Here is a 23,599-nt window from a genome sequence, read left to right on the forward strand (position 1 = left end):
TTCGTCATGGAGAACAGGATATGGAATGGCTTTTCAAATTTCCGACCATGAATGACGATGCTCTGCGCGCGATGAAAAAAGTCATCGACGAGGGGTTCCGAGGTTTCACCCGAACCTATGGCGGCGCAATCGAGGGGCTGTTTACCCCCCTTCAGAGCTTCCTCATCTGGGCGGAAAGGCTTTTGATCGGCGCACCCTGGCCGGTCGTTATTCTTATTGTCGGCGCGCTCGCCTGGTTCGGCAGCCGCAGCGCCACCATTGTTTCGCTGTGTTGCGGCATTCTCTTCGCCATCGGCTGGTTCGGCATGTGGGAAGACACGATGAAGACGGTCTCGATGATCTTCGTCTGTGCGGTGCTGTCCATCGTCGTCGGCCTGCCGATCGGCATCGCCATGGCGCGCTCCAATCGCCTGCAGAGCGTGGTCAATCCCGTTCTCGACGTGATGCAGACGATGCCGAGTTTCGTCTATCTCATTCCCGTCGTCATGCTGCTCGGCATCGGCCGCGTGCCCGGCGTTATCGCCGTCGTCATCTATGCCATACCGCCGATGATCAGGCTGACCAATCTCGGCATCCGCATGGTCGACCGCGACGTGCTGGAGGCTGCCGATGCCTTCGGCTCCTCGAAGCGCCAGAAGCTTTTCAAGGTGCAGCTGCCGCTCGCACTCCCCACCATCATGGCCGGCATCAACCAGACCATCATGATGGCGCTCGCCATGGTCGTCATCGCCTCCATGATCGGTGTGCAGGGTCTTGGCCAGCCGGTGTTGAAGGCCATCGCCAACCAGTATTTCACGCTCGGCGTGTTCAACGGGCTTGCCATCGTCGGCATCGCCATCATCTTCGACCGCATCAGCCAGGCCTATGGTCTTCGCCTGCAAAAACACCGGGAAGTGGCGCATGGCTAGTCAATCGATCGAAATTCGCAGCCTTTACAAGATTTTCGGCCCCAAGGCGGCCAGCTATGTCGACCCCGTCAAGGCCGGCATGTCCAAGGCGGATCTCAATGCCAAACATGGCCACGTGCTCGGTCTGCGTGATATCAACATCACCATGCCGGGCGGGCAGATCACCGTCATCATGGGCCTGTCCGGCTCCGGCAAATCGACGCTGATCCGCCACGTCAACCGGCTGATCGACCCGACCGCTGGCGAAATCCTCTATGGCGGCACCGATGTCTGTCGCCTCAACGAAGCGGACCTGCTGGAATTTCGCCGCCACAAGACGGCGATGGTGTTCCAGAAATTCGGCCTCTTGCCGCACCGCAACGTGCTGCAGAATGTCGTCTATGGCCTTGAAGTGCAGGGCGTCGACAAGCGCGAACGGGAGGAAAGGGCGGAAGTCTGGATCAGGCGCGTGGGGCTGGAAGGCTTCTCCAACCATTATCCCAACCAGCTTTCCGGCGGCATGCAGCAGCGTGTGGGTCTGGCGCGGGCGCTCACCAACAATGCCGAAATCCTGTTGATGGACGAAGCCTATTCGGCGCTCGATCCGCTCATCCGCGTCGACATGCAGACGGTGCTCCTGGAACTGCAGAAAGAACTGAAGAAGACCGTGGTCTTCATCACCCACGATCTCGACGAGGCCCTGCGGCTGGGCGACAAGATCGCCATTCTGCGCGATGGCGAAATCATCCAGCAGGGCACGGCCGCCGAAATCGTCATGTCGCCGGCTGACAGCTATATCGAGGCCTTCGTGGAGGAGGTCAATCGCGGCAGGGTCATTCGCCTCGGCGCCATCGTCCAGCCGGAGTTTTCCGGCCAGTCGCGGCTTCAGCTCGATGCCGATATGACGGTTGAAGAGGGCCTGCGCGCGCTCGTCCGGGAAAATGTCAGCAGCGCCACGGTCGTTGGAGAAAATGGCAAGGCGCTCGGCGCCGTCACCACCGACGCCATCATGCGCTGCCTCGTCAGGACCGCTTTGGGTGAAGAAGCGGGCGCGGCGGAACGGCTCTCAGGCTGAGCCTTCAAGCCACGCGGCCATGCCTTTTGCGGCGGCCTTGCCGGTGGCGAAACAGGCGGTGAGCAGATAACCGCCGGTCGGCGCTTCCCAATCCAGCATTTCCCCGGCAGCGAATATGCCGGGGAGCTTTTTCAGCATGTAGCTTTCATCAAGGCCGCTCCAGGCGATACCGCCGGCAGACGAAATCGCCTCGGCAATCGGTCTCGCCCGCAAAAGCGGTATCTCCGCATGTTTTATTCTCGCGGCGACAAACTCGTCCGGCATGGCGGCGATGTCGGGAAATATTTCCCGCAGAAGCCCCACCTTCACCGCCGACAGGCCGGCCGCCTTGCGCATGCGGTTTGCAAAACTCTCCTTCCGGCCGAGCTTCCCCAGATCCAGGCTGAGGCGTTCCACCGTACGCGCCGGCGCAAGATCAATTACGAGTGATACTTTGCCCGCCTGTTCCAGCCGGTCGCGCAGGGCGGCGGAATGGGCATAGATCACGCTGCCCTCAATGCCATGCTTGCTTATCACGAATTCGCCCTGAAAGGCTCCTGCCGGCGAAATGGTGACCGTGGATTTCACCGCTTCACCCGCAAAACGCTCACGGAAGACATCACTCCAGTCAACGTCGAAACCGCAATTGGCCGGGCGGAACGGGGAGAGCTCGACGCCTTTGGCCACAAGCGCCGGAACCCATGCGGCATCGGAGCCGAGACGCGGCCAGCTGGCGCCGCCCAGCGCCAGCAGCACGGCATCAGTCTTGATAGTGATTTCGCCCTCCGGTGTCGAAAAAACCAGGTTCTCGCCGGAAAAACCCGTCCAGCGATGCCGCGTCCTGATGGTCACGCCCTGCGCCTCCAGCCGGGCGAGCCATGCCCGCAGCAGCGGCGAGGCTTTCATGACTGTGGGAAACACCCGGCCCGAGGTGCCGACAAAGGTTTCCTGCCCCAGCCCCTGCACCCAGTCGCGCAGCATGTCAGGCGTGAAATCATCGAGGGCCGCACGCAGCTGCGGTTCCGCCTCGCCAAACCGCTGACGGAAACTGTCATAGTCTTCGGCATGGGTGATGTTGAGGCCGGATTTTCCGGCCATCAGCAATTTGCGCGCCAGGGTCGGCATCGCCTCGAACACCGTCACGGCATGGCCCGCGGCCGAAAGCATTTCGGCCGCCATCAGCCCCGCCGGCCCGCCGCCGATAACAGCAACCTGCCTCGCCTTCCTCAAAACCTTCTCCATCGCCATCTTCGCCATTCCGAGCCTTATACCGATTTCCGCATGCGAATATATGCGTTATTGAAACGCCCATGTTCACGCTCGACTGTCCCGTTTCCTTTTCTCAGGATATCAAGAAAAGCCGCTTCATCGCCTTTGCCGCGCCGGTGACGGGCGAAGAGGATGCGAAGACCTTCCTTGCGGCACATTCCGATCCCGACGCGAACCATAATTGCTGGGCATGGCGAAACGGCCAGACCTATCGTTTCAGCGATGACGGCGAACCCTCGGGAACAGCCGGGAAACCGATCCTTCAGGCCATCGACGGGCAGGCGCTGGATAATGTCGCCGTTCTCGTCATCCGCTGGTTCGGCGGCATCCTGCTCGGCAGCGGCGGGCTCATGCGCGCCTATGGCGGCACGGCGGCGGCCTGCCTGCGGTTAGGCGAGACGTCACCGGTCATCGCTTACGTCAGCGCCACGCTGAGCTGCCCCTTCTCCGATCTGGCGCTGGTGAAATCACGCCTCTCCGCCACCCAGAACCTGCGGCTGGAAAGGGAGGATTTTACCGGCACCGGCGCGGATATGCTGCTCTCGGTTCCGGTCAAGGAAGCCGAACGTCTCACCCGGCTTCTCAGCGACCTGACCAGCGGGCGCGTCAATCTCCATATTCCCGACTAGAGTGTTTTCGCTTTTCTTCGAATTGCGAAAACACTCTAACTCTTTGTTTCGACGCATTTCCCGACGGAAAACCGGAGTCCACTTTTCCTGGAAATGCTCTAGCGCCTGTCCGAATGCGCAATTCGTGCTAAGGAAACGACATGTCACGCGAGCTTTCCAACCCCGTCTATAATCCGCCACTCGACCCCTGGCTCACCATCGTGCACCGCGACGACGACCTGCTGGTGCTCGACAAGCCGAGCGGGCTTCTCTCGGTGCCGGGGCGCGATCCGGCGCTTTCCGACAGCCTGATGACGCGCGTGCAGAAACAGTTCCCGAAAGCACTGATGATCAACCGGCTGGACAAGGACACGTCAGGCATCGTGCTGATGTCCCTGAACCGCAGGGCGCATGCGGCGATTGCGTCGCAGTTTGAAAACCGCCAGACGCGCAAATCCTATGTCGCCATTGTCTGGGGAGAGGTTGTGGGAGAAGCGGGGGAAGTGGACCTGCCGCTCGCCATCGATCCCGAAAACAAGCCACGCCACCGCGTCGACCATGAAAATGGCAAGCCGGCGCAGAGCCTTTGGCGGGTGCTGGAGCGATTGCCGCTTCCGGCAACGCGGCTGGCGCTGACCCCCCTTACCGGCCGCACCCACCAATTGCGTGTGCATATGAAGGCGCTTGGCCACCCCATTCTCGGCGATGAATTTTATGCCGAGGGCGAAGCGCTCGCCGCCGCGCCGCGTCTGATGCTGCATGCGCAGGAGGTCGGGTTCCGCCATCCCGATGGCCGTGACGTCACCTATACCGTGCCCTGCCCCTTCTGAGGCCTGCGATGAAAGAAAAAGACGAAAGCTTCGTAGTAGATTTTGTCGGCGGTGCAGTCGGACACCGTTTCCGCTCCGGCGAAGGGCGCGGACAGGCTCTGCCGAAAGCCGCGGGTTTCACAAAGGGCCGCACGCCAAAGATCGTCGATGCCACGGCCGGGCTCGGGCGGGATGCCTTTCTGCTTGCCTCACTCGGCGCGGAAGTGACCCTCATCGAACGCTCGCCGGGAATGCATGCTCACCTCGCCGATGGCATTCGCCGCGCGCTGGAGGCGGGCGGCGCCTATGCCGAGGCGGCGGCGCGCATGACGCTGCTTCACGGAGATTCACGCCAGTTGCTGAAAGAACTTTCACCGGAGGTGGTGATTGTCGACCCCATGCATCCGCCGCGCCATAACACGGCGCTGGTGAAAAAGGAGATGCGGGTGCTGAGAGAACTGGTTGGCTCCGACCCGGATCAGGTGGAGCTGATGGAGGCTGCGCTGGAGAATGCGACGAGGCGGGTGGTTCTGAAATGGCCCCTGCGCGCCGAGCCGATGCCGGGCATTCGCAAGCCTTCGCACCAGATAATGGGCAAGAACACCCGTTATGATGTCTTCATGATCTTCGGAAAATCTCTCGACCCGGAGGAGTGATCAGCGGAAGCTCGGCTTGCGCTGCGCATTCATCAGAAGCTCGTGCCGCGAGGCGAACTCGCCGAACAGCTTTCGGAGCCGGGTTTCCTCGGCCTTGTCCAGCCGGTAACGCCTGCAGAATTCCGCGACGTTGAGGATCGGCTTGGTTCTGTTCCCGTCTATGGTCTTGTTGTCGATGATCTGCATGGCGCCCTCCGTGTAACAAAGGGGAAAACGTGACCGCAGGTCGGCGGTTCCTTATCAATTCGCATGGATGAGAAAAGAGCGTGCCGCCTGCACACGGAGTGATCAAGTTTTCTTGAAACTATCGCAGGAAACGAAATCCTCCCCAAATGGTTCTCTGCTCGACGTAAACGATGGAAGGGAGCCCCATGTTCCATAACAACCGATTTCTGAGTTCGACGATCCTGTGTGCGTTGCTCGCCGTACCGCTTGCCGGTGTTGCGCAGGCCCAGGCCCCGGCCGCCGAAACGAAACGGCCGAATGCGCCGGATCAGAAGCCGGCTTTTGAGGGCCAGACACGCGCGCCGCAGGCCGCTTCCCAGCCGAATGTCAAAAAAACCATCGTCGCCGAAGGGCTGCCGCACCTGTGGTCCATGGAATTCCTGCCGGATGGCCGCATGCTTGTCGCCGCCAAGGAGGGGGCCATGCATATCATCACCGACGGCAAAGCCGGCCCGGCGATTGCCGGCGTACCGGAGGTAGCGTCCGACGGACAGGGCGGACTTCTCGACATCGCGCTCGCTCCCGATTTCGAAACATCGCGCACCGTCTTCTTCTCCTTTTCCGAACCGCGCGATGGCGGCAACGGCACCTCCGTCGCGTCAGCCAAGCTGACCGAAGATGGCGACGCCGCGAAACTGGAAAATGTCTCGGTGATTTTCCGCCAGATGCCGACCTATGACGGCGACAAGCATTTCGGCTCGCGCCTCGTCTTCGGACCTGAAAACGAGCTTTATGTTACCGTTGGCGAGCGTTCGGACTCAAAGCCGCGCGTGCAGGCGCAGGATCTGTCGAGCGGGCTCGGCAAGGTCTTCCGCATCAATGCTGAAGGCAAGGCCTTTGAAGGCAACCCCTTCGCCGGCCAGCAGAACGCCCTTCCCGAAATATGGAGCTATGGCCACCGCAATCTGCAGGCCGCGGCACTTGATGGTCAGGGCAGGCTCTGGACCGTGGAACACGGACCAAAGGGCGGCGATGAGCTGAACCTGCCCAAAGCGGGCCTGAACTACGGCTGGCCGGTCATCACCTATGGCGTCGAATATAGCGGCCGGTCGGTTGGCGAAGGCGCTACCGCCAAAGAAGGCATGGAGCAGCCGGTCTATTATTGGGACCCGGTCATCGGCCCCTCCGGCATGGCCTATTATGACGGCGACCTTATTCCCGAATGGAAGGGCACCTTCATCGTCGGCGGTCTGGTGAGCCAGGGCCTCGTCATCCTGCACATCGACGGCGACAAGGTCGCGACCGAAAGCCGTCTTCCCCTTGAGGCGCGTATCCGCGACGTGAAGGTCGGGCCTGACGGCGCGGTTTATGCCGTGACCGAGGAGCGCGGCGGTGGTGAATCGCAGATTGTGCGGATCGCCAAGGCCGGCTGAGAAAACTAACGACCGGAACGACAGGCCGCCGGAACGAAGGCGGCCTGTTTTTCGTTTGCCGCAGCGTGAAACCTGCCGGAAAAAACGATGCCACAACCAGTCACCCGCCTTCTTGCAAAAATCGGACTTGCCTATGTCAACGATCAGGAACCGGGTATTTCCCGCGAAAAACGCGGGCGCGGTTTCTGTTACCGCTTGCCAGGCGGCGAGCTTCTCTCCGACAGCGTCGAACTGAAACGCATCAAATCGCTCGGTGTGCCGCCCGCCTATAAAGACGTCTGGATCTGCATCGACCCATCAGGGCATTTGCAGGCCACCGGCTTTGATGCGCGCGGGCGAAAACAGTATCGCTATCACCCCGACTGGCACGCGCTCAGGGGCGAAACGAAGTTCTTTCAGCTCAAAAGCTTCGGCAAGGCGCTGCCCGCCATCCGCCGCCGCGCCATCGCCGATATCGAAAAGCAGGATCACGGGCAGGAGATGACGCTTGCCGCGCTCACGCTGCTGCTCGATGCCGCCTATCTGCGCGTCGGCAACCGCTCCTATCTCGAAACCAACGGCACCTATGGCGCAACCACATTGCTCAAGCGCCATGTGTCTTTCGGTGAAACCATCGAGTTGCGGTTTGCCGCAAAGGGCGGGCAGAAGGTGAAGCGCCAGCTACGCCACCCCCGCCTGCAGAAAATCCTCGAAGAAATCGCCGATCTGCCCGGCAAGGAGCTGTTTGTCTGGCAGGACAGCGAAAACCGGGTGCATTCCGTCGATTCAAGTGATCTCAACGCCTATCTTTCCCGCATCGGCGGCCAAGGCATTTCCGCCAAGACCTTCCGCACCTGGGGCGGAACGCTCGCGGCCTTCTGCAACGCGATGGAGCATGTGGCTTCAGGTGAAAAACCGAGCATAAAAGGCATGTGCCAGGCGGCGGCGGTCGAGCTTTCCAATACGCCCGCCATCTGCCGCAAGAGCTATGTGCATCCCGCCGTTCTCGATATCGCCACGGAGGAGAAAGCGCGGAAGAAGCTTGGCCGCATCCTGAAGGTCGGGGCAAAACCCGTCTCCGGCCTCAGGGCGGATGAAAGACGGCTGCTGGCCTTCCTGCCCTGAGGGTCAGCGGTTTCCCGCCCATTCCGCCAGTTCGCGCTCGGCCCTTTCCAGCGCGCTGTAATTCAAAAGCTTGCGCAGGAAGGCGACAGTGACGGCGCGGGTTCGAAGATTATACCGCCCTTCCGCATCGTCATCGCCAGCCGCCTGATGCACGTTAAGCTTCTCGTAGAGGCTTTGCAGGCGGTTCTGCACGCTGCGCAGCGACAGGTTGCGGCGGCGCGCAATCGCCTTGTCGGTGAGGCCGAGCGCGACATCGACAAGGATTTCATATTCGGAATCGGTAAAGCCATGCGCCTTGCCGAGGCTCTTTTCCTGAAGGCCGCGCACTTCCCGGTCGATCACGCATTGCGCCTCGATGAAGATGCTGCGCAACGCCAGCCGCAACCGGTCGTCGGATGCCGATTTCAGCACGTAACCGTAAGCGGCGCCCTCCGGCACGATGCGGGAGACACCACGCACATAGGCCTCGTCGGAATAGTTGGACCAGAACAGGATGCGGGTATCCGGCCGCTCCTTCCAGATGGTGCGCGCCGCCTCTATGCCGTTGCGCTCGTTCATCTGCAAATCCATGACGATGTGGGCCGCCCGGTTTTCCCGCGCCAGCTTTTCGCCGGTTCTGCCGTTGGCCGCCTCCAGCACATTGTCGCATTCCGGCAGGGCGGCTCTCACCGCCTCGTTCAGATAGGCGCGGTGCAGCGCATCGTCCTCAACGATCAGCACGTCCATGTCATAACTCCTCCCGCCGGTCGAAAGCATCTGCCGGCAAGGTCACGGTGATGCGGGTTCCCGCCCCCTTGCCATTGCCGCCAATATCGAACCTGGCTGAAATCAGCCGCGCCCGCGTCTTCATGTTGCCGATGCCGAGGCCGCCGGAGGCCCCGCCTTCGCCGCCGCCGCTGCCGTCATCACTCACCGTCACCCGCAAGCCGCCATCGATGGCGACAAGCGTTACGGCAATGGTTTCCGGCTGGGCATGGCGAATGGCATTGTTCACTGCCTCCTGTACGATGCGGAACAGCGATATCGCCACCGTCTTGTCGAGCCTTTCCACCAGCCCTTCCGTCTCATCGCTCACCGACCAGTCGATTGCCGACCCGCTATCGCGCACGGAGCGGTCCACATAGGTCTCGATGGCCTCGACAACGCCGAACAATTGCAGGATGGAGGGTTTCGCCTCCTCGATGATTTCACGCAGATCCTGCATGCAATGCTGCAGGCTGCGCACTACCGGCTCGAGCATTTCGCCCGAAACGTCCGGGGCATGGCTCATACGTTCGATGCGCCGCGCCAGCCGGGTCAGGTCCGCCAGCGTCTGGTCGTGCAAATCCATGCCGATACGCTGCCGCTCGGCCTCCAGAGCCTCGGTCAATTGCAAGGCGCCCAGCCTCAAACCCTCCTCGCGGGCATTGGCGCGCGCCTCTTCAATGGCCGAGCGTTTGGCCTGCTCGGCGGCACGGATGGCATAGAAATAGGGCGCCAGCAGATCCGCAACCGCGCGGGCATTCGTCACATCCTCCATCGTATAGGCGTTCGACTGGTGCGACGAGCAACTGAGCGCGCCAATGATGTCGCCATGCACCTTCATCGGCACATGCAGACGGCTATGCAGATTAAGTTCGATGATCGGGCTGGAAAACGCCCCTTCGAAGTGGAAGCGAGGATCGGAGCAGGCGTCACCGCTTAAGAGGTGCTCGACCTCGCCTGACAGCAGCGAACGGATCGGGCTGCCGGTGAGAAGGGCGGGCGGCTGCCGGCTCCAGGCGCTGACGAGACCGCTCTCATAGGCGATATGATATTTGTCATCCAGCTGCTTGATACAGACATCCATATGGTCATGCGGGATGATATGGCTGATCTCTGTGGCGACCGCCTGGATGATGGCATTAAATTCCAGCTGCCCGGCAAGCAGCCGCGAAATGCCCATATAATGGTGAAAAAGAGCGCTTTTCGGCGTATCCAGCATGTGCGGACGCCCTCCCAAGCGTCTGCCTCCGACCTCTGCGGCGAAGTTTGAACCCATTGGGTGCCGCATCATTCATTCTGCGCCCGGCAGTGGCGTTTCGTCCTGCGGGTTCCCGCAAGCTTTCTGCGGAAACCCGCAGGAAGATTGCCGCGATCCGCCTATACAAGCCAAATCTTCTTGGTCATTCTCGCTTCTACTGGGGAAAGGAGCTCCAGTGCAAAGGAATTCCGCCTGCCGCCGAGGAGATTTGCGGCGCGCAAGGATTCCGGGCTCGAAAAGGGCAAGCCACGAGGGAGGAAATCAAATGGCTTTCAGGAAGATGCTTTTGGCATCGGCCGCTGTCGCATGCGCAGCTCTGCCGATCACCGCTCATGCCGACACGTCGGCCAAAAAAATCGCGCTTTCAAACAATTACGCTGGCAATTCCTGGCGTCAGGCGATGCTGACCAGCTGGGACAAGATCACCAAACAGGCGGTTGCCGACAAACAGGTTGCCGCCGCAGACGCCTTCACGACCGCCGAAAACCAGGCAACCGAACAGGCGGCGCAGATTCAGAACCTCATTCTTCAGGGTTATGACGCCATCGTCATCAACGCCGCTTCGCCGACCGCGCTTAACGGCGCTGTCAAGGAAGCCTGTGACGCCGGCATCACCGTCGTGTCCTTCGACGGCATTGTCACCGAACCCTGCGCCTGGCGCATCGCCGTGGACTTCAAGGCGATGGGCGCAAGCCAGATCGACTATCTCGCCAAGGCCATGCCGAAGGGCGGAAATCTGCTCGAGATCCGCGGTCTGGCCGGCGTTTCGGTCGATGATGAAATCCATGCCGGCATCGTCGACGCCGTCGCCAAGAACCCGCAGTTCAAGATCGTCGGTTCCGTCAATGGCGACTGGGCGCAGGACGTCGCGCAGCGCGCCGTCGCCGGCATTCTGCCGAGCCTTCCCGAAGTCGCGGCCGTCGTGACGCAGGGCGGCGATGGTTACGGTGCAGCACAGGCTTTCGCCGCCGCCAAGCGCCCGACACCCACCATCGTCATGGGCAACCGTGAAGACGAGCTGCAATGGTGGAAACAGCAGAAGGACGCAAGCGGCTACGAGACCATGTCCGTCTCCATCGCTCCCGGCGTCTCGACACTCGCTTTCTGGGTGGCGCAGCAGATCCTCGACGGCAAGGACGTGAAGAAGGACCTGACCGTGCCTTTCCTGCGCATCGACCAGGGCAACCTTGAGGAAAATCTCAAGACGACCCAGAAAGGCGGCGTCGCGAATGTCGAATATTCGCAGGAAGACGCGCAGAAGGCCATCGCATCGGCCAAATAGGCCGGATCGGCTTAGAGCCTGAATATTGCGGCGCTCCCGGAACGGGCGCCGCAATAGCCACCGATATTATCCGATTTTCAGATCACTGGCGTAATTGCTCATGAATGACATCATCGAGGCGGAAGAAGTCGTCGCCGCGCGCGGCTTGAAGGTCGTGTTCGGCGCGGTAAGGGCGCTTGATGGGGCCGATCTCGTCATCCGCACGGGAGAATGCCTCGGGCTTGTGGGCCACAATGGCGCGGGCAAATCCACCATCGTCAACGTCATCAATGGCGGGCTGACACCGCATGAGGGTTCCATTTCCTATCGCGGCGAGCAAGGCCGCCACGGCATCGCGGCCGCCCGCGCCAGCGGCGTGCGCTGCGTGTTTCAGGAATTGTCGCTCTGCCCCAACCTCACAATCAGCGAAAATGTCCGCATCATGCATGCCGCAATCAGCGGGCGGAACTGGCGCGGGCGCGCGCTCATCATGATCCGGCAGACGCTGGACGAGATTTTTCCCGGCCACGGCATTGATTGCGAGCTGACGATTGCCGAACTTTCCATCGCCGAGCGGCAGATGGTGGAAATCGCCATCAATTTCTGCCGGACACCCGAAGCGCCGAGACTTGTCATTCTCGATGAGCCGACGTCCTCGCTCGATGCCGGTCTTGCCGAGCAATTGATGGATTATGTCCGCCGTTTCGTGCGCACCGGCGGCTCCGTTTTGCTGATCTCGCATATTCTCGGCGAAATTCTTTCGACGGCCACCCGCATCGTGGTGATGAAGGACGGCCGTGTGGTCGCCAATCGGCCGGCGGGCGAATTCACGACACGCACGCTGGTGGAAGCCATGGGCAGCGTCGTCAAGGAACAGGACAGGCAAAAAAGCGAAAACCGCAAGGCGGGCGAAAAAGTACTTTCCATGCCGCCGCGCCGGGGTGAAGGCCTTGCCTTCGAGGCATTTCGCGGCGAGATCATCGGCCTCGCCGGTCTCGGCGGCCATGGCCAGACCGAAGCGCTTCTCGACCTTTACCTTGCCCGTAACAGCAGCTGGCTGCCCGCGCGCAAGACCGATATCGCCTTCGTGGCGGGGGACCGCAGCCTGAACGGGACCTTCCCGCTGTGGAGCATCCTCAAAAACCTTTCCATCGCTTCGCTGCGGGATATTTCATCCGCGGGCATGGTGGACCGGAACAAAGAAGGTGAACTCGGCGCGCAATGGAAAAAGCGCATCGAAATCCGCACGCCCGACATGGGCAACAAAATTCTTTCGCTGTCCGGCGGCAACCAGCAGAAGGTTCTGTTCGCTCGCGCCCTCGCCACCACAGCCAGCACCGTTTTGATGGACGACCCGATGCGAGGCGTCGATATCGGCACCAAACAGGAGGTCTACGATATCTTGAGAACCGAAGCCTCCCACGGCCGCACCTTCATCTGGTATTCCACCGAAATGGATGAAATCCGCCTTTGCGACCGGGTCTATGTCTTTCGCGACGGCGCCATTCAGGCGGAACTCTCGGGCGAGGACATCACCGAGCAGAATGTGCTGGCCGCCTCCTTTTCCGGAGAAGACCACACATGAAACTCTCCGCCAGCGCCCTTCGCCTTATCATTCCCGCCGCCTCGCTCGCCTTCCTGCTCGCCGCCGTCTTCTACATGCAGCCGCGCGCCATGAGCTATAACGGCCTCAACCTGCTGTTCAATCTGGCCGTGCCGATTGCACTTGCCACCATTGCGCAGATGCTGATCATGTCCGTCAACGATCTCGATCTGTCGATGGGTACCTTCGTCAGTTTCTGCGCCTGCGTCACCGCCACCTTCCTGCAAACGACGCCACTGCTCGGTATCGCGATCTTCGCCGGTGCGATTGCGGTTTATGCGATGCTGGGCGCCATCATCCACATCCGCGCCCTGCCCTCAATCGTCGTCACGCTTGGCATGAGCTTTGTCTGGGGCGGCCTTGCCGTCCTCATCCTCCCCTCGCCCGGCGGTCAGGCCCCCGTCTTCATCCGGGCGCTGATGACGGCAAAACCGCCGCTCGTGCCAATAGCCATCGTTGCCAGCATCGTGATTGCGGTCGTCGCCCACTACATCGTCATGCGCTCCTCCTTCGGCGTGCTGATGCGCGGCGTCGGCGGTAACTTCCGCTCCGTCGAGCGCTCCGGCTGGTCGGTTGTCGGCATACGCGCCGCCACCTTCGCGCTGGCCGGTTTCTTCGCGGTGCTGTCGGGCATAGCGCTCGTCGGGCTGACGACATCGGCAGATGCCAATATCGCGCTGCGCTACACGCTGCTGTCGATTGCCGGCGTTATTCTGGGCGGCGGCGAATTCGTCGGCGGTCGGGTCTCGCCCATCGGTGCTGTCATCGGCGCGCTGACGCTCACCCTTGCCGGCTCGTTCCTGTCCTTCATGCGCATTTCGCCGGACTGGCAGATCGGCGCGCAAGGGGCGATCCTCATCATCGTACTGGCGCTCCGTATCCTGCTCAACCGTCTCGAAAAGCGGGAGAAAAACCAATGAACGGGCTTTCGTCTCTCTCGAAAAAACCATGGATATGGTCGTTCGCCGCAACGGCTGCGGTCTGGATCGTTACCGTCATGTTCACCGGCGGCGCCAGCTCCTTCGGCCTGTCGCACGCAGCGCTGACCTTCGCAGCCTTTTCCGTGATCGTCGGCATCGGTCAGATGTTCGTCATCACGCTCGGACCTGGTAATATCGACCTTTGCGTTCCCGCGACAATGACGCTATCAGGCACGCTGGCGCTCAAATTCATGGATGTGTCCGATGGTCTCATCCTGCCGGGATTGCTAATCGCCATCCTGATCGGCATCGCCATCGGCATCGGCAATTACACGCTGATCAAGCTCCTGCGCATCCCGCCGATCATCGCGACGCTGTCCATGAGCTTCATCGTGCAGTCCATCGCCATCTGGTCGAACCGCGGCCTGCGCATCAAACCGCCGGAAACACTGGCCACTTTCGCCACGTCCAGTTCTTTCGGCATTCCGAACGTGGCGCTTGTCGCGCTGCTGCTCTCGGTCATCGCCTGGCTGCTGCTCGACCGGACGTTTTACGGACGTTGGATTTCCGCGATCGGCCAGAGCACCTTCGCCGCGCGCATGACCGGCATTCCCGTGGATGGAACACGTTTCGTCACCTATGTGCTCTGCGCGGTGCTGGCGGCGATTGCCGGTTATCTGCTCGCCAGCTTCTCCGGCGGCGCGGCGCTCAATATGGGATCGGAATATCTGCTGATGTCCATCGCCGTGGTGGTGATCGGCGGCACGGCGGTTGCGGGCGGTGATTCCAACGTACCCGGCATCTGGGGCGCTTCGCTCTTCATGTTCCTGGTGGTTTCGATGCTGAATACCTATGGTTTCGGCGCGGGCATCCGCCTCATCCTCACCGGCCTTATCATCATCTCCGTCATCCTTCTGGCAAGCGGCCCCAAGGCCACGCGCTGAACCCCGAACGACAAGCCCTCAAGCGGACCACGCTCATGACCACAGACAAGACCTCCCCTTACGAAATTCACGATGACCGCTTCCGCCATCTGATCGTCGGCAATGCGGAACTGGAAGAGCTTTATTCCGGCTGCCGCTGGGCCGAAGGCCCGGTGTGGTTTGCCGATCTCAACTGCCTGCTGTTCAGCGACATTCCCAATGAGCGCATGCTGCGCTGGGTGCCGGATGGCGGGATTTCGGTATTCCGCCAGCCTTCCAACTTCACCAATGGCAACACCCGCGATCAACAGGGACGACTTGTCTCCTGCGAACATGGCGGCCGCCGCGTCACCCGCACCGAAGTCGACGGCTCGATCACCGTTCTTGCCGACAGCTACGGCGGCAAACGGCTGAACTCCCCCAATGACGTGGTAGTGAAATCCGATGGCAGCGTCTGGTTCACTGACCCCACCTACGGCATTCTTTCCGATTACGAGGGATACAAGGCAGAACCCGAGCAGAAGACGCGCAACGTCTACCGGCTCGATCCCGCGACTGGAAAGATCGACATCGCCATTGACGACTTCGTGCAGCCGAACGGTCTCGCGTTTTCACCTGATGAAACGAAGCTCTATGTTGCCGACAGCTCCTACAGCCACGATGTCTCCCGCCCGCGCCATATCCGCGTTTTCGACGTGGTGGACGGCGTGAAGCTTGCGAATGGCCGGGAATTCTGCAATCTCGACAATGGCTTGCCGGACGGCTTCCGTCTGGATACGGCCGGCAACCTCTGGACCAGCGCCGGCGATGGCGTTCACTGCTTTGCGCCCGATGGCACGCTCATCGGCAAGATCAAGGTGCCGCAGACGGTCGCGAACCTCACCTTCGGCGGCCCGAAAAAGAACCGCCTGTTCATCACCGCAACGAAATCGCTCTATTCAGTCTATGTCGCCGCAACCGGCGCGCAAACGCCTTGAGGTGCTGAAAAACCGGAGGACACGGGCCGGGAGGGAACTGGCAAGACGGCTTCCCCGCGCTATAAAAGCGGAATGAACGATGATTCCAGCCCCTTCCTGACCGACGATATGGCCCTGGATGGTGAACCGCCGGCCGTTGAGCCCACCAGCCGCATGCTGTCCTGGGCGCGCAATTCCGCTCTCTACCGGCTGGAACAGCGCATGATGACGGAAAAGCAGCTGCGCGACGCCATCACACGCAAGGCGCGGGAAAAATTCGAGGATATCAGCACCGCACAGGTGAAGGCGCTCGGCGAATTTGCCGTCACTTTTGCTTATGGCATCAAGGCGCTTGATGACACCGCCTATGCAGAAATTGCCGTGCGGAGCGGCCAGCGCAGCGGCAAGTCGAAACGCGGCCTTGCGCAAAAACTTCAGATCAAGGGTATCGACCGGGAAACGGCAGCAATCGCGCTTGAGGAAACCAACGATCTGGTTGCGGCCGTCATCTTTGCGCGCAAGCGCGCCTTTGGACCTTTCCGTCGTGTCGAACTCGATGAAAAACGCAAATCGAAGGAGTTTTCCGCCTTCGCCCGCAACGGTTTCGGCTTCGAGATTGGCTCAAAGGTCATGGCGATGACGGTGGAGGATGCCGAGGAGATTCTTGCGGATGCGCCGCTCTGAAGGTTATTGCGGCATCGGATGCGTTTTCAGATAGGCGATCAGATCGTCGATATCCGTTTCGCTCCAAAGCCCAAAAAAGCGCATCGAGGTCCCCGGCATTGCCTTCTTCGGGCTGGATATGAATTTTTGCAGTTCCTCTTCCGTCCAGACCCGGCCCGCCGCACCCGCATCTTTCAGCGCCTGCGAATAATGGCCGTAATCCGTCACTTCAGCCATCGGCCTGCCCACCACGCCCATCAGATGCGGGCCCATGCGGGTACGCGGTGCGTCAACGCTGTGACAGGTGGAGCAGCGGCTGAACACCTTTTCCCCGTGAACCGCATCGCCTTCGGCAAAGGCCGTCGAAGAAAGACAGAGAAAAATAGCCAGTAAAGCCGGGAGAGGTTTTGATGCGGAGATCGTCATGACCTGCATAATACAACGCCCTCTTCGTCTGACAACGAAGAGGGCGCTTTTTGACATGCGACAGAATGCCCGGTGCAATACACCGGACGCGCTTGCCAATCAGTTCATGGCCGTGAGCGTCACGGAAGTACCGGTCGCTGCGAGGTTGAGGCCAACCTGGCCGGTCACGCTGACCGTCTGAAGCTGGATCGAGCCCGAAGTGCCGCCAACGAGAACGTTGGTGCCAACGCCGAGACCGACGGTGACTTCAGCCGTTGCGCCCTGATAAAGGCCGCCGAGCGAACCGCGATGGTAACCGGCTGTCGGGGCGAAAACGGCCCAGACCAGACGGCCCTGCGTGGTGAAGCCAAGGTCAACGCCCATCTTGCGGATGGCGCCGGTGTAATGGTCGGTGCGGCGCGCGCCCATGGTGGACTGGAACGTGCAATCCAGTTCCTTGGCCGAGCCGAGAACGTAACCGACACCACCGCCGATATCGCAGGTGAGGTAACCGATCTTGACGCCGTTGCGATCGTCCTGCTCCTGCGGAGCCGGCTCATATCTTGCAAGGTCGGCAGCGAGTGCGGACACGGGTCCGCCGAGGCCCATCGTCAATGCGGCAAAAGTTACGGCAACAGCCTTTTTCATCTGATTTTCTCCTGTTTTATTCCTACCCGCAGCAGCCCTTCTTGCCCTCTCCGGATATTGAATTCCGCACTGTTAACGTTTGTTCCCTGAAATCGATCCAAAACAACTTAATTGGAGGCGATGAAAGCGGAACGGTTAACAATGTCTGATGGCGGTAGGATGCCATTAAGACATTGTTAGGGCGGGAAATGCTTGCGGAATCGCCATCAACAGCCAGTGTTGCCGGCCGTTGTTTTGCTGCAACAACTCAAAGCGGCAGGGCGACGGGAAAGCCGGTGGCGGCATGGGTCATGACATCCATGCGAACACCATAGATGCGCTGCAACGTCTCCGGCGTCATGATCTCCTGCGGCGTTCCCCGTGCGATCAGTTGGCCGGAATGAAGCGCAACGATCTCATCGCAGAACCGGGCTGCCATGTTGACGTCGTGCAGCACCACGACGACGCCAAGACCTTTTTCCCGCGACAGTCTCTGAACCAGCGAAAGCACTTCGATCTGGTGCGCCATGTCGAGTGCGGAGATGGGTTCATCCAGAAGCAGGCTTTCGGCATTCTGGGCCACCAGCATCGCAAGCCACACGCGCTGACGCTCGCCGCCGGAAAGCGTATCCACCAGCCTGTCGCGGAAGGCGATGGTATCGGTAAGCTCAATCGCCTCGTCCACCTTCTCCTGATCCGTCTTGCTGAATTGCCCGAGCGCCCCGTGCCAGGGATAGCGGCCAAGCGCCACGAGCTCCTTGGCCAGCATGCCGGAAGCAGCCGGCGTATATTGCGGCAGATAGGCGAGCTTTCGCGCAAATTCACGATTGCCCCAGGCGCCGAGCGATTTTCCCTCGAACGAGACCTTGCCCGCCGTCGGCTCCTGAATGCGTGCGAGAATCTTGAGCAGCGTCGATTTTCCCGAACCATTATGACCGATCAGACCGATGGTCTTGCCGGCCGCAAAACTTGCCGTCAGCGGGTGCAGCAATGTCCTGCCCGGCACTTCCATCGTGACGCCATCAAGAGAAAAAAGCGGGATATCGTCGTAATCGACGGCAAGTGCTGCCTCACCCATGGTCTTCATCTCCGTAAATGTTCAAATAAATCATTGGCGTCTGCCCGAAAGCCAGATGAGATAGGGCGCGCCGGCCAGAGCCGCAAAAAGTCCGAGCGGCAGTTCATAGGGAAAGGTCACCGTTCGCGCCCCGAGATCGGAAAGCGCCATCAGCACCGCGCCGAACAGGAAGGAAGCCAACAGGTGATCGCGCGGCGTGGTGAAGCCGGCGCGAAGCGCAATATGCGGCGCCATCAGCCCGACGAAACTCAAGGGACCGACGAGCAGCGAGGCGGCCCCCGTGGCGATGCCGGCCACCGCGATGACGGCGATACGCGCCAGGCCGAGCGGCAGCCCGAGCGAGAGCGGCACATCCCGGCCGAGCGGCAGGATCGTCAGCCAGCGCGTCGCCGACAGGGCAGCCGCCAGAAGCACGACGGAAAGAATGGCGAGAAAGATGGCCGAAGCCGGTGTCGCGGTCGAACCCGAGCCGCTCAGCCAGGAGAGAATCTGCCATGCCCGCTGGTCGCCAATGGCAAGCAGCGCCGAAAGCACCGCCGAGCAGAGCGAACTGATAGCAATGCCGGCGAGCAGGATTTTTTCTGGCGCCAGATGCCGGCGCACGGAAAAGAACAGGACGAGGATCATGACGGCCGCCGAGCCGATGCCTGCGCCGCAAAACAGCTCGAACAGACCGGCCGCCGGAAAAATCGTGATCGCAGCGGCAAAACCGAGACCCGCGCCGCCGCTGACGCCGATGACCTCCGGGCTCGCCATGGGATTGCCGGTGAGTCGCTGCAAAAGAGCACCCGCCATGGCGAGAAGACCGCCGGCGGCGATGGCCGCCACCAGCCGTGGCCAGCGGAAAGGCAGAAGGCTTTGCAGGTCACTCGCCCCCAGCATCGTCCAGCCCTGAGGCCCCCTGCCGATGGCGAGTGCTGCAAAGATCAGCGCGGCCATGACGATGAGCATCGGCAGCAGGGCCGTAAACCCACGTCTTGTCATGAGGTCGACGCCTTCGCCGCGATGCACGTCGGTCGGCCGGATTTTCGGCAGCAGCCACAGAAGCAGCGGCCCGCCGATCAGGGCCGTCACCGCGCCGGTCGGAAAAACTTCCGCCGTCTTGCTTGCCAGAAGCTGCACGAGACCATCGCAGAACCAGAGCAACAGGCCGCCCAGAAGCGGGGAAACGAAGAGCACCGAAGAGGAGCGCCGCACGCCGAGCGCCCGGGTGAGCGCAGGGGCGGCAAGGCCGATGAAGCTGACGAGGCCAACCGCCGAAGCAACGAAGGCGGCCAGCATGACAGCGACGGCGGCGACGGCGAGCCTGATCGAAAACAGCGATACGCCGAGCGATCGCGCGCCGGAATCGCCGAGACCGAGAACCGTCAGCGGCCTAACCAGCAGGCCCGTCAGGACAAGCCCCACGAGAAGCTGAAAGGTGAGAGACAGGGCGTTCGACCAATCCTGCTGGCTGAGCGAGCCGCCGTTCCAGACCACGAGCGACATCAGATATTCGCCCTGCGCGAGCGTCAGCGCCGCGGAAATGGATGCGGCGGTGATGCCGACCAGGAGCCCTGCCACCACCATGGTTACCGGTTCGAAGGAGCGTCGCCAGCCAAGCAGGAAGACAATACCGGCGGCGGCGGCAGCGCCGGCAAGCGCCACCAAAGCGCGGTTGCCATCCAGCACCGAGGGAAAGAACAGCGTGGCGATGACGATGGCGAGCTGCGCGCCAGCCGAGACGCCGAGAGTCGAGGGATCGGCGATCGGGTTGCGCAGCAATTGCTGGAAAAGCGCCCCCGAAAGGCCCAGCATCGCGCCCGCCAGAATGGCGACCGCCATACGCGGCATCAGGCTGAAGGCGAAAATGACCTGATCCATCGACATGACGGCGGCATCGAAAGGCAGGCCGGGCCACGCACCGAAAGGCAGCCGCAGCAGCCCGGCATGCAGGGAAAGACCGCAGGCCAGAATGAACAAAAGCCCGAAGAAAAGCGGGAGAGGCCGCACCGTCACAGGGATTCTCCCCGCGCTGTGAGCGCCTCGGTCAGAAGCCGTGCGAAACGCATGCCGGCGGTGATGCCGCCATAGGGGCCGACATTGGCAAGCGTCACCACCCGATTTTCCCGAACGGCAGGCAGCGCGCGCCAGATGGCGCTGTTGCGCAACGTTTCCCGCGCCTCCACCGGAATATCGGAGACGATGACGATGCACGCATCGGGTGAAGCAGCGAGGTTTTCAAGCGGAACGGGGGCCGCGAAGGTAAATTGCGACCGATCCACCCAGGCATTGGTCAGCCCCAGACGGCCAAGAACATCCCCGAACATGCTATCCGCACCAAAGGCACGAAAATGCCGGGCGTCGCCTATGTTGATGACATAGGTCGGCCGTGCGGAAAAACCGGCAAGGCGGGCCCGCATGGCTTGCAGCGCCGCTTCCGTTTCACCCAGGACCTTGCGCGCCTCTTCGGCCCGCCCGAGCTTTTCACCAAGCGCGGTGACCGCCGCCAGCGCCTTTTCGAAAGGCGGCTCCCCCTTCACGTAAAAGGGCAGCGAAAAGACGGGGGCGATCGCTTCCAGCCTGCCGGTATAACGCGTGTAGAAAGGCGAAATCAGAATGAGCTCCGGCCGGGTGAGCTGCAGAAGCTCGAAATTCGGCGCGCCGCGCAGGCCGAGATCGGCGACGCTGTCAGGGATATCAGGCTCGACCGCGCCGGCCCGGAACTGGATGAGTTCGGTCGCCGCCACCGGCATGACGCCGAGCGCCACAGATGTTTCCAGCATGGCCCAGTCGATGGCGGCGATGCGCGGCGTCACCGCTGCCCGCGCCTTGCCCGCAAGAGCCGACGCGGCAAGCAGGCCTAAAAATTCCCGCCGCCCCCAGAGGGAGGAAATCCATCGATCCTTACGCGTCATGCCCCTGCTGCTTCACTTTGATATGGCGTTACCAACGGTAGGTCAGCTTGCCCATAACGGTCCTGCCGTCACCGTAATAGCATCCGAAAGTGGAGCAACTAGAAATATATTCTTTATCAGTCAAGTTTTGCACCAGAAGCGAGGCGCGGTAGCCGTTCTTCTCGTAATGCACGCCGAGATCGAGCAGGGCGAGGCCCTTCATCTCGAAGGCATTGGCGGCATCGCCATAACGTTTTCCGACATAACGGACACCGCCGCCGATACCGAAGCCCTCAAGCACCGTATCTTCCGGGAAGGTATAATCCAGCCAGAGGCTGGCGGCGTGCCGGGGCGTGCTGTCCAGTTCCTTGCCGTTATTCACACGGCCGGAGACTTCGCTGTCCATGTATGTATAGGCCGCACGCAGGTCGAGCCCGTCGGCAAGGCTTGCGACGCCTTCCAGTTCGAGGCCTTTCACATGCGCCTCGTCCATCTGCTGCGTCACCCCGCCCACCGTCGTCGTGACGTTCTTCTGTTTCAGATCGTAGATCGCCGCCGAGAAGAACCCGTCGAAGTCCTCGGGCTGGTATTTGACGCCGGCTTCCCATTGTTCGCCTGTGGTCGGCTTCGGCGCATCACCGACAGCCGGCTGCGGCACCGGCTCGAAGGAGGTGGCATAACTGACATAGGGCGCGATGCCGCCATCGAAGAGGTAACTGACGCCGACACGGCCCGTCAGCTTGTGATCGTCCTTGTCGAGCGCGCGGTAGGTCGTTCCGTTGAACGTCGTGCCGCCGGTGCTTGCCCAATCCTGCCGCAGGCCGGCGGTGATCCGCCAGTTCTCAAAAGCCATCTCGTCCTGCGCATAAAGACCGATCTGGGAAATATCCGTCTTCACATCGGCATAAAGCGTGCGCGAGGTGAGGCTGATCGGCCCGCCATAAACAGGATTGAGGGGATTGAGCGGCGTCGCGGTCCAGAACTCGGTTTTGACGTTATTGTCGAAATAGCGGTAATCCAGCCCGACAAGCAGGGTGTGGTCGACTGGCCCCGTGGAAAAATCCGCCTGCAGGCTGTTGTCGATGTTGAAGGTGTTTAGCAATTCATCCTGGAACGTCGCATTGCGGCGGATGAGATTGCCGATCATGCCGCCGCTGGTCGAAGACATGCCGAGCGCCCGGTAGGACCAGTCAAAATTGGAATAACGCGCATTCTGCCGGAAGGTGAAGGTCTCGTCGAAACGGTGTTCGAATTCATAGCCGATAGTGGTGAACTTGCGGTTTGAGGTATCGAAAGAGGGATCGCCGACAGAAAAGCTGCGATCCAGCATATTGCCTGGTCTCAGATAGGTCAGCGCCGGCGGCAGGCCAGACGGCGAACTCGGATTGTCGTGCTGATAGGAGGCGAGAACCGTCAGTTTCGTATCCTCGTCAGGCTGCCATGTCAGCGCCGGGGCGATGAAATAACGGTCATTCTGCAGATTGTCCGTCTGAAGATGGGCGTTGCGGGCAAGGCCGGTGAGGCGATAGGCAAAACTGTCGCTATCCGCGACCGGCCCACCAATATCGAACATCGACTGGTAATAATCGAAGCTGCCGATCTGCGCTCCGACTTCGCCGAAACGCTCGAAAGTCGGCCGCTTGCTGATGAGATTGATGAGACCGCCGGGATTACCCTGACCGTAAAGCACCGAGGCCGGCCCGCGAATGACCTCCACCCGCTCCAGACCGTAGACCTCATAAGACGGCGCACCGGCCGTGCGCATCAGCCGCAGACTGTTGAGGAACTGCAGCTGATTACCCTGAAAGCCGCGAATGCGCGGCGCATCGAAACGTGGATCCGCCCCAAACGGCTGCGCGACGACGCCAGGCACATAATTCAGCGCCTCGCTGAGATTACGGACATTCTGCGCATCCATCTGATCCCTGGTGATGACGGAAACCGATTGCGGCGTCTCGATCAGGGATCGCCCCGTCTTGGTGGCGCTGGCGCTGGTTTTTGCCACATAGCCCTTCACCGGCGCCTTGGGGTCCTGATTTTTCGCGCCGTCCACGGTGATGGTCTGCAGCACCGTCGTTCCGGCTTCCTGCGCAAGGGCAACGCCGGAGGTCACGAACGCCACATAGGCGATGGCAGCGCAACCGCCCGCCAGAATGGAAATGTGTTTAGATTTTCCCTGCACGCCAAGACCCTTCATCAACCGCGCCGCCATGAGACGGTTATTTTTCTGGAGAATTTAAGTCATCTTATTACGCAAGGAGCGGATTGTGATCCAATAAGTGAAACTGGATTTTTTCAGA

At 61.1% G+C, this 23,599-nt stretch carries 23 protein-coding genes; 13 read left to right on the forward strand and 10 right to left on the reverse strand.

Annotation, left to right across the window (positions count from 1 at the left end):
• Positions 1-20: 20 nt before the first annotated feature.
• Positions 21-908, forward strand: a complete 888-nt coding sequence (locus CFB10_RS18815) for a proline/glycine betaine ABC transporter permease (protein WP_020010050.1) — start codon at positions 21-23, stop codon at positions 906-908.
• The gene (locus CFB10_RS18820) at positions 901-1,962 is read left to right on the forward strand and encodes a glycine betaine/L-proline ABC transporter ATP-binding protein (protein ID WP_026363577.1); all 1,062 of its coding nucleotides are present in this window, start codon (positions 901-903) and stop codon (positions 1,960-1,962) included. Before CFB10_RS18815 ends, CFB10_RS18820 begins: the two co-directional genes overlap by 8 nt.
• Here CFB10_RS18820 and CFB10_RS18825 read toward each other — a convergent pair.
• Positions 1,954-3,198: a TIGR03862 family flavoprotein gene (locus tag CFB10_RS18825; RefSeq protein WP_020010052.1), complete on the reverse strand. Its 1,245-nt coding sequence runs from the start codon at positions 3,196-3,198 to the stop codon at positions 1,954-1,956. The two genes, CFB10_RS18820 and CFB10_RS18825, sit on opposite strands and share 9 nt — an antisense overlap.
• 53 nt (positions 3,199-3,251) lie before the next feature.
• Between CFB10_RS18825 and CFB10_RS18830 the strand changes: the two genes are divergently transcribed.
• From CFB10_RS18830 to CFB10_RS18840, 3 genes are all read left to right on the forward strand, one after another.
• Positions 3,252-3,839 carry a YigZ family protein gene (locus CFB10_RS18830; RefSeq protein WP_020010053.1) on the forward strand — a complete coding sequence of 196 codons (588 nt, stop codon included), beginning with the start codon at positions 3,252-3,254 and terminating at the stop codon, positions 3,837-3,839.
• A 140-nt stretch (positions 3,840-3,979) separates the two neighbouring features.
• A complete protein-coding gene (locus CFB10_RS18835; protein ID WP_020010054.1) occupies positions 3,980-4,648 on the forward strand; it encodes a pseudouridine synthase in 669 nt (222 codons plus the stop codon).
• 8 nt (positions 4,649-4,656) lie between these two features.
• Complete coding sequence (locus CFB10_RS18840) at positions 4,657-5,283, forward strand: class I SAM-dependent methyltransferase (protein WP_020010055.1); 627 nt, start codon at positions 4,657-4,659, stop codon at positions 5,281-5,283.
• Here the strand turns inward: CFB10_RS18840 and CFB10_RS18845 are convergent, their stop codons facing one another.
• Positions 5,284-5,469: a hypothetical protein gene (locus CFB10_RS18845; protein ID WP_003508485.1), complete on the reverse strand. Its 186-nt coding sequence runs from the start codon at positions 5,467-5,469 to the stop codon at positions 5,284-5,286.
• Positions 5,470-5,654: 185 nt separating this feature from the next.
• Here CFB10_RS18845 and CFB10_RS18850 point away from each other — a divergent pair, with 185 nt between their 5' ends.
• Positions 5,655-6,881 carry a PQQ-dependent sugar dehydrogenase gene (locus CFB10_RS18850; protein ID WP_026363579.1) on the forward strand — a complete coding sequence of 409 codons (1,227 nt, stop codon included), beginning with the start codon at positions 5,655-5,657 and terminating at the stop codon, positions 6,879-6,881.
• 87 nt (positions 6,882-6,968) lie between these two features.
• Entirely contained in the window at positions 6,969-7,985 is a 1,017-nt protein-coding gene (locus CFB10_RS18855) for a DNA topoisomerase IB (protein WP_020010057.1), read from the forward strand.
• A 3-nt stretch (positions 7,986-7,988) separates the two neighbouring features.
• On the opposite strand, the gene CFB10_RS18860 is transcribed toward CFB10_RS18855, so the two are convergent.
• Both CFB10_RS18860 and CFB10_RS18865 read right to left on the reverse strand, forming a co-directional pair.
• Positions 7,989-8,711: a response regulator transcription factor gene (locus tag CFB10_RS18860; RefSeq protein WP_020010058.1), complete on the reverse strand. Its 723-nt coding sequence runs from the start codon at positions 8,709-8,711 to the stop codon at positions 7,989-7,991.
• Position 8,712: 1 nt separating this feature from the next.
• The gene (locus CFB10_RS18865; RefSeq protein ID WP_020010059.1) at positions 8,713-9,948 is read right to left on the reverse strand and encodes a GAF domain-containing sensor histidine kinase; all 1,236 of its coding nucleotides are present in this window, start codon (positions 9,946-9,948) and stop codon (positions 8,713-8,715) included.
• 304 nt (positions 9,949-10,252) lie between these two features.
• Between CFB10_RS18865 and CFB10_RS18870 the strand changes: the two genes are divergently transcribed.
• The 6 genes from CFB10_RS18870 (at position 10,253) to recX (ending at position 16,334) form a co-directional block, all read left to right on the forward strand.
• Positions 10,253-11,269 carry an ABC transporter substrate-binding protein gene (locus CFB10_RS18870; protein WP_003508476.1) on the forward strand — a complete coding sequence of 339 codons (1,017 nt, stop codon included), beginning with the start codon at positions 10,253-10,255 and terminating at the stop codon, positions 11,267-11,269.
• Positions 11,270-11,369: 100 nt separating this feature from the next.
• Entirely contained in the window at positions 11,370-12,833 is a 1,464-nt protein-coding gene (locus CFB10_RS18875; RefSeq protein WP_020010060.1) for an ATP-binding cassette domain-containing protein, read from the forward strand.
• The gene (locus CFB10_RS18880) at positions 12,830-13,771 is read left to right on the forward strand and encodes an ABC transporter permease (RefSeq protein WP_020010061.1); all 942 of its coding nucleotides are present in this window, start codon (positions 12,830-12,832) and stop codon (positions 13,769-13,771) included. The genes CFB10_RS18875 and CFB10_RS18880 overlap by 4 nt, the downstream gene beginning before the upstream one ends.
• Positions 13,768-14,715 (forward strand): ABC transporter permease, encoded by a 948-nt coding sequence (locus CFB10_RS18885; RefSeq protein ID WP_026363580.1) that lies wholly within the window; start codon positions 13,768-13,770, stop codon positions 14,713-14,715. The genes CFB10_RS18880 and CFB10_RS18885 overlap by 4 nt, the downstream gene beginning before the upstream one ends.
• 35 nt (positions 14,716-14,750) lie before the next feature.
• The gene (locus CFB10_RS18890; RefSeq protein ID WP_020010063.1) at positions 14,751-15,671 is read left to right on the forward strand and encodes an SMP-30/gluconolactonase/LRE family protein; all 921 of its coding nucleotides are present in this window, start codon (positions 14,751-14,753) and stop codon (positions 15,669-15,671) included.
• Between the two features lie 72 nt (positions 15,672-15,743).
• Entirely contained in the window at positions 15,744-16,334 is a 591-nt protein-coding gene (gene recX / locus CFB10_RS18895) for a recombination regulator RecX (protein WP_020010064.1), read from the forward strand.
• A gap of 3 nt (positions 16,335-16,337) precedes the next feature.
• Here recX and CFB10_RS18900 read toward each other — a convergent pair whose 3' ends face one another.
• From CFB10_RS18900 to CFB10_RS18925, 6 genes are all read right to left on the reverse strand, one after another.
• Complete coding sequence (locus CFB10_RS18900; protein ID WP_020010065.1) at positions 16,338-16,748, reverse strand: cytochrome c family protein; 411 nt, start codon at positions 16,746-16,748, stop codon at positions 16,338-16,340.
• Positions 16,749-16,838: 90 nt separating this feature from the next.
• A complete protein-coding gene (locus CFB10_RS18905; RefSeq protein WP_020010066.1) occupies positions 16,839-17,366 on the reverse strand; it encodes a DUF992 domain-containing protein in 528 nt (175 codons plus the stop codon).
• Between the two features lie 247 nt (positions 17,367-17,613).
• Positions 17,614-18,423, reverse strand: coding sequence for an ATP-binding cassette domain-containing protein (locus tag CFB10_RS18910; protein ID WP_026363581.1), 810 nt, complete (start codon positions 18,421-18,423; stop codon positions 17,614-17,616).
• A gap of 30 nt (positions 18,424-18,453) precedes the next feature.
• Positions 18,454-20,421 carry a Fe(3+)-hydroxamate ABC transporter permease FhuB gene (fhuB, locus tag CFB10_RS18915; RefSeq protein WP_020010068.1) on the reverse strand — a complete coding sequence of 656 codons (1,968 nt, stop codon included), beginning with the start codon at positions 20,419-20,421 and terminating at the stop codon, positions 18,454-18,456.
• Positions 20,418-21,320 carry an iron-siderophore ABC transporter substrate-binding protein gene (locus CFB10_RS18920; protein WP_020010069.1) on the reverse strand — a complete coding sequence of 301 codons (903 nt, stop codon included), beginning with the start codon at positions 21,318-21,320 and terminating at the stop codon, positions 20,418-20,420. The genes fhuB and CFB10_RS18920 overlap by 4 nt, the downstream gene beginning before the upstream one ends.
• Positions 21,321-21,348: 28 nt before the next feature.
• Positions 21,349-23,511 carry a TonB-dependent siderophore receptor gene (locus tag CFB10_RS18925; protein ID WP_020010070.1) on the reverse strand — a complete coding sequence of 721 codons (2,163 nt, stop codon included), beginning with the start codon at positions 23,509-23,511 and terminating at the stop codon, positions 21,349-21,351.
• Positions 23,512-23,599: the final 88 nt, after the last annotated feature.

The sequence above is a fragment of the Agrobacterium sp. 719_389 genome, assembly GCF_900188475.1.
Lineage (GTDB): Bacteria > Pseudomonadota > Alphaproteobacteria > Rhizobiales > Rhizobiaceae > Agrobacterium > Agrobacterium radiobacter.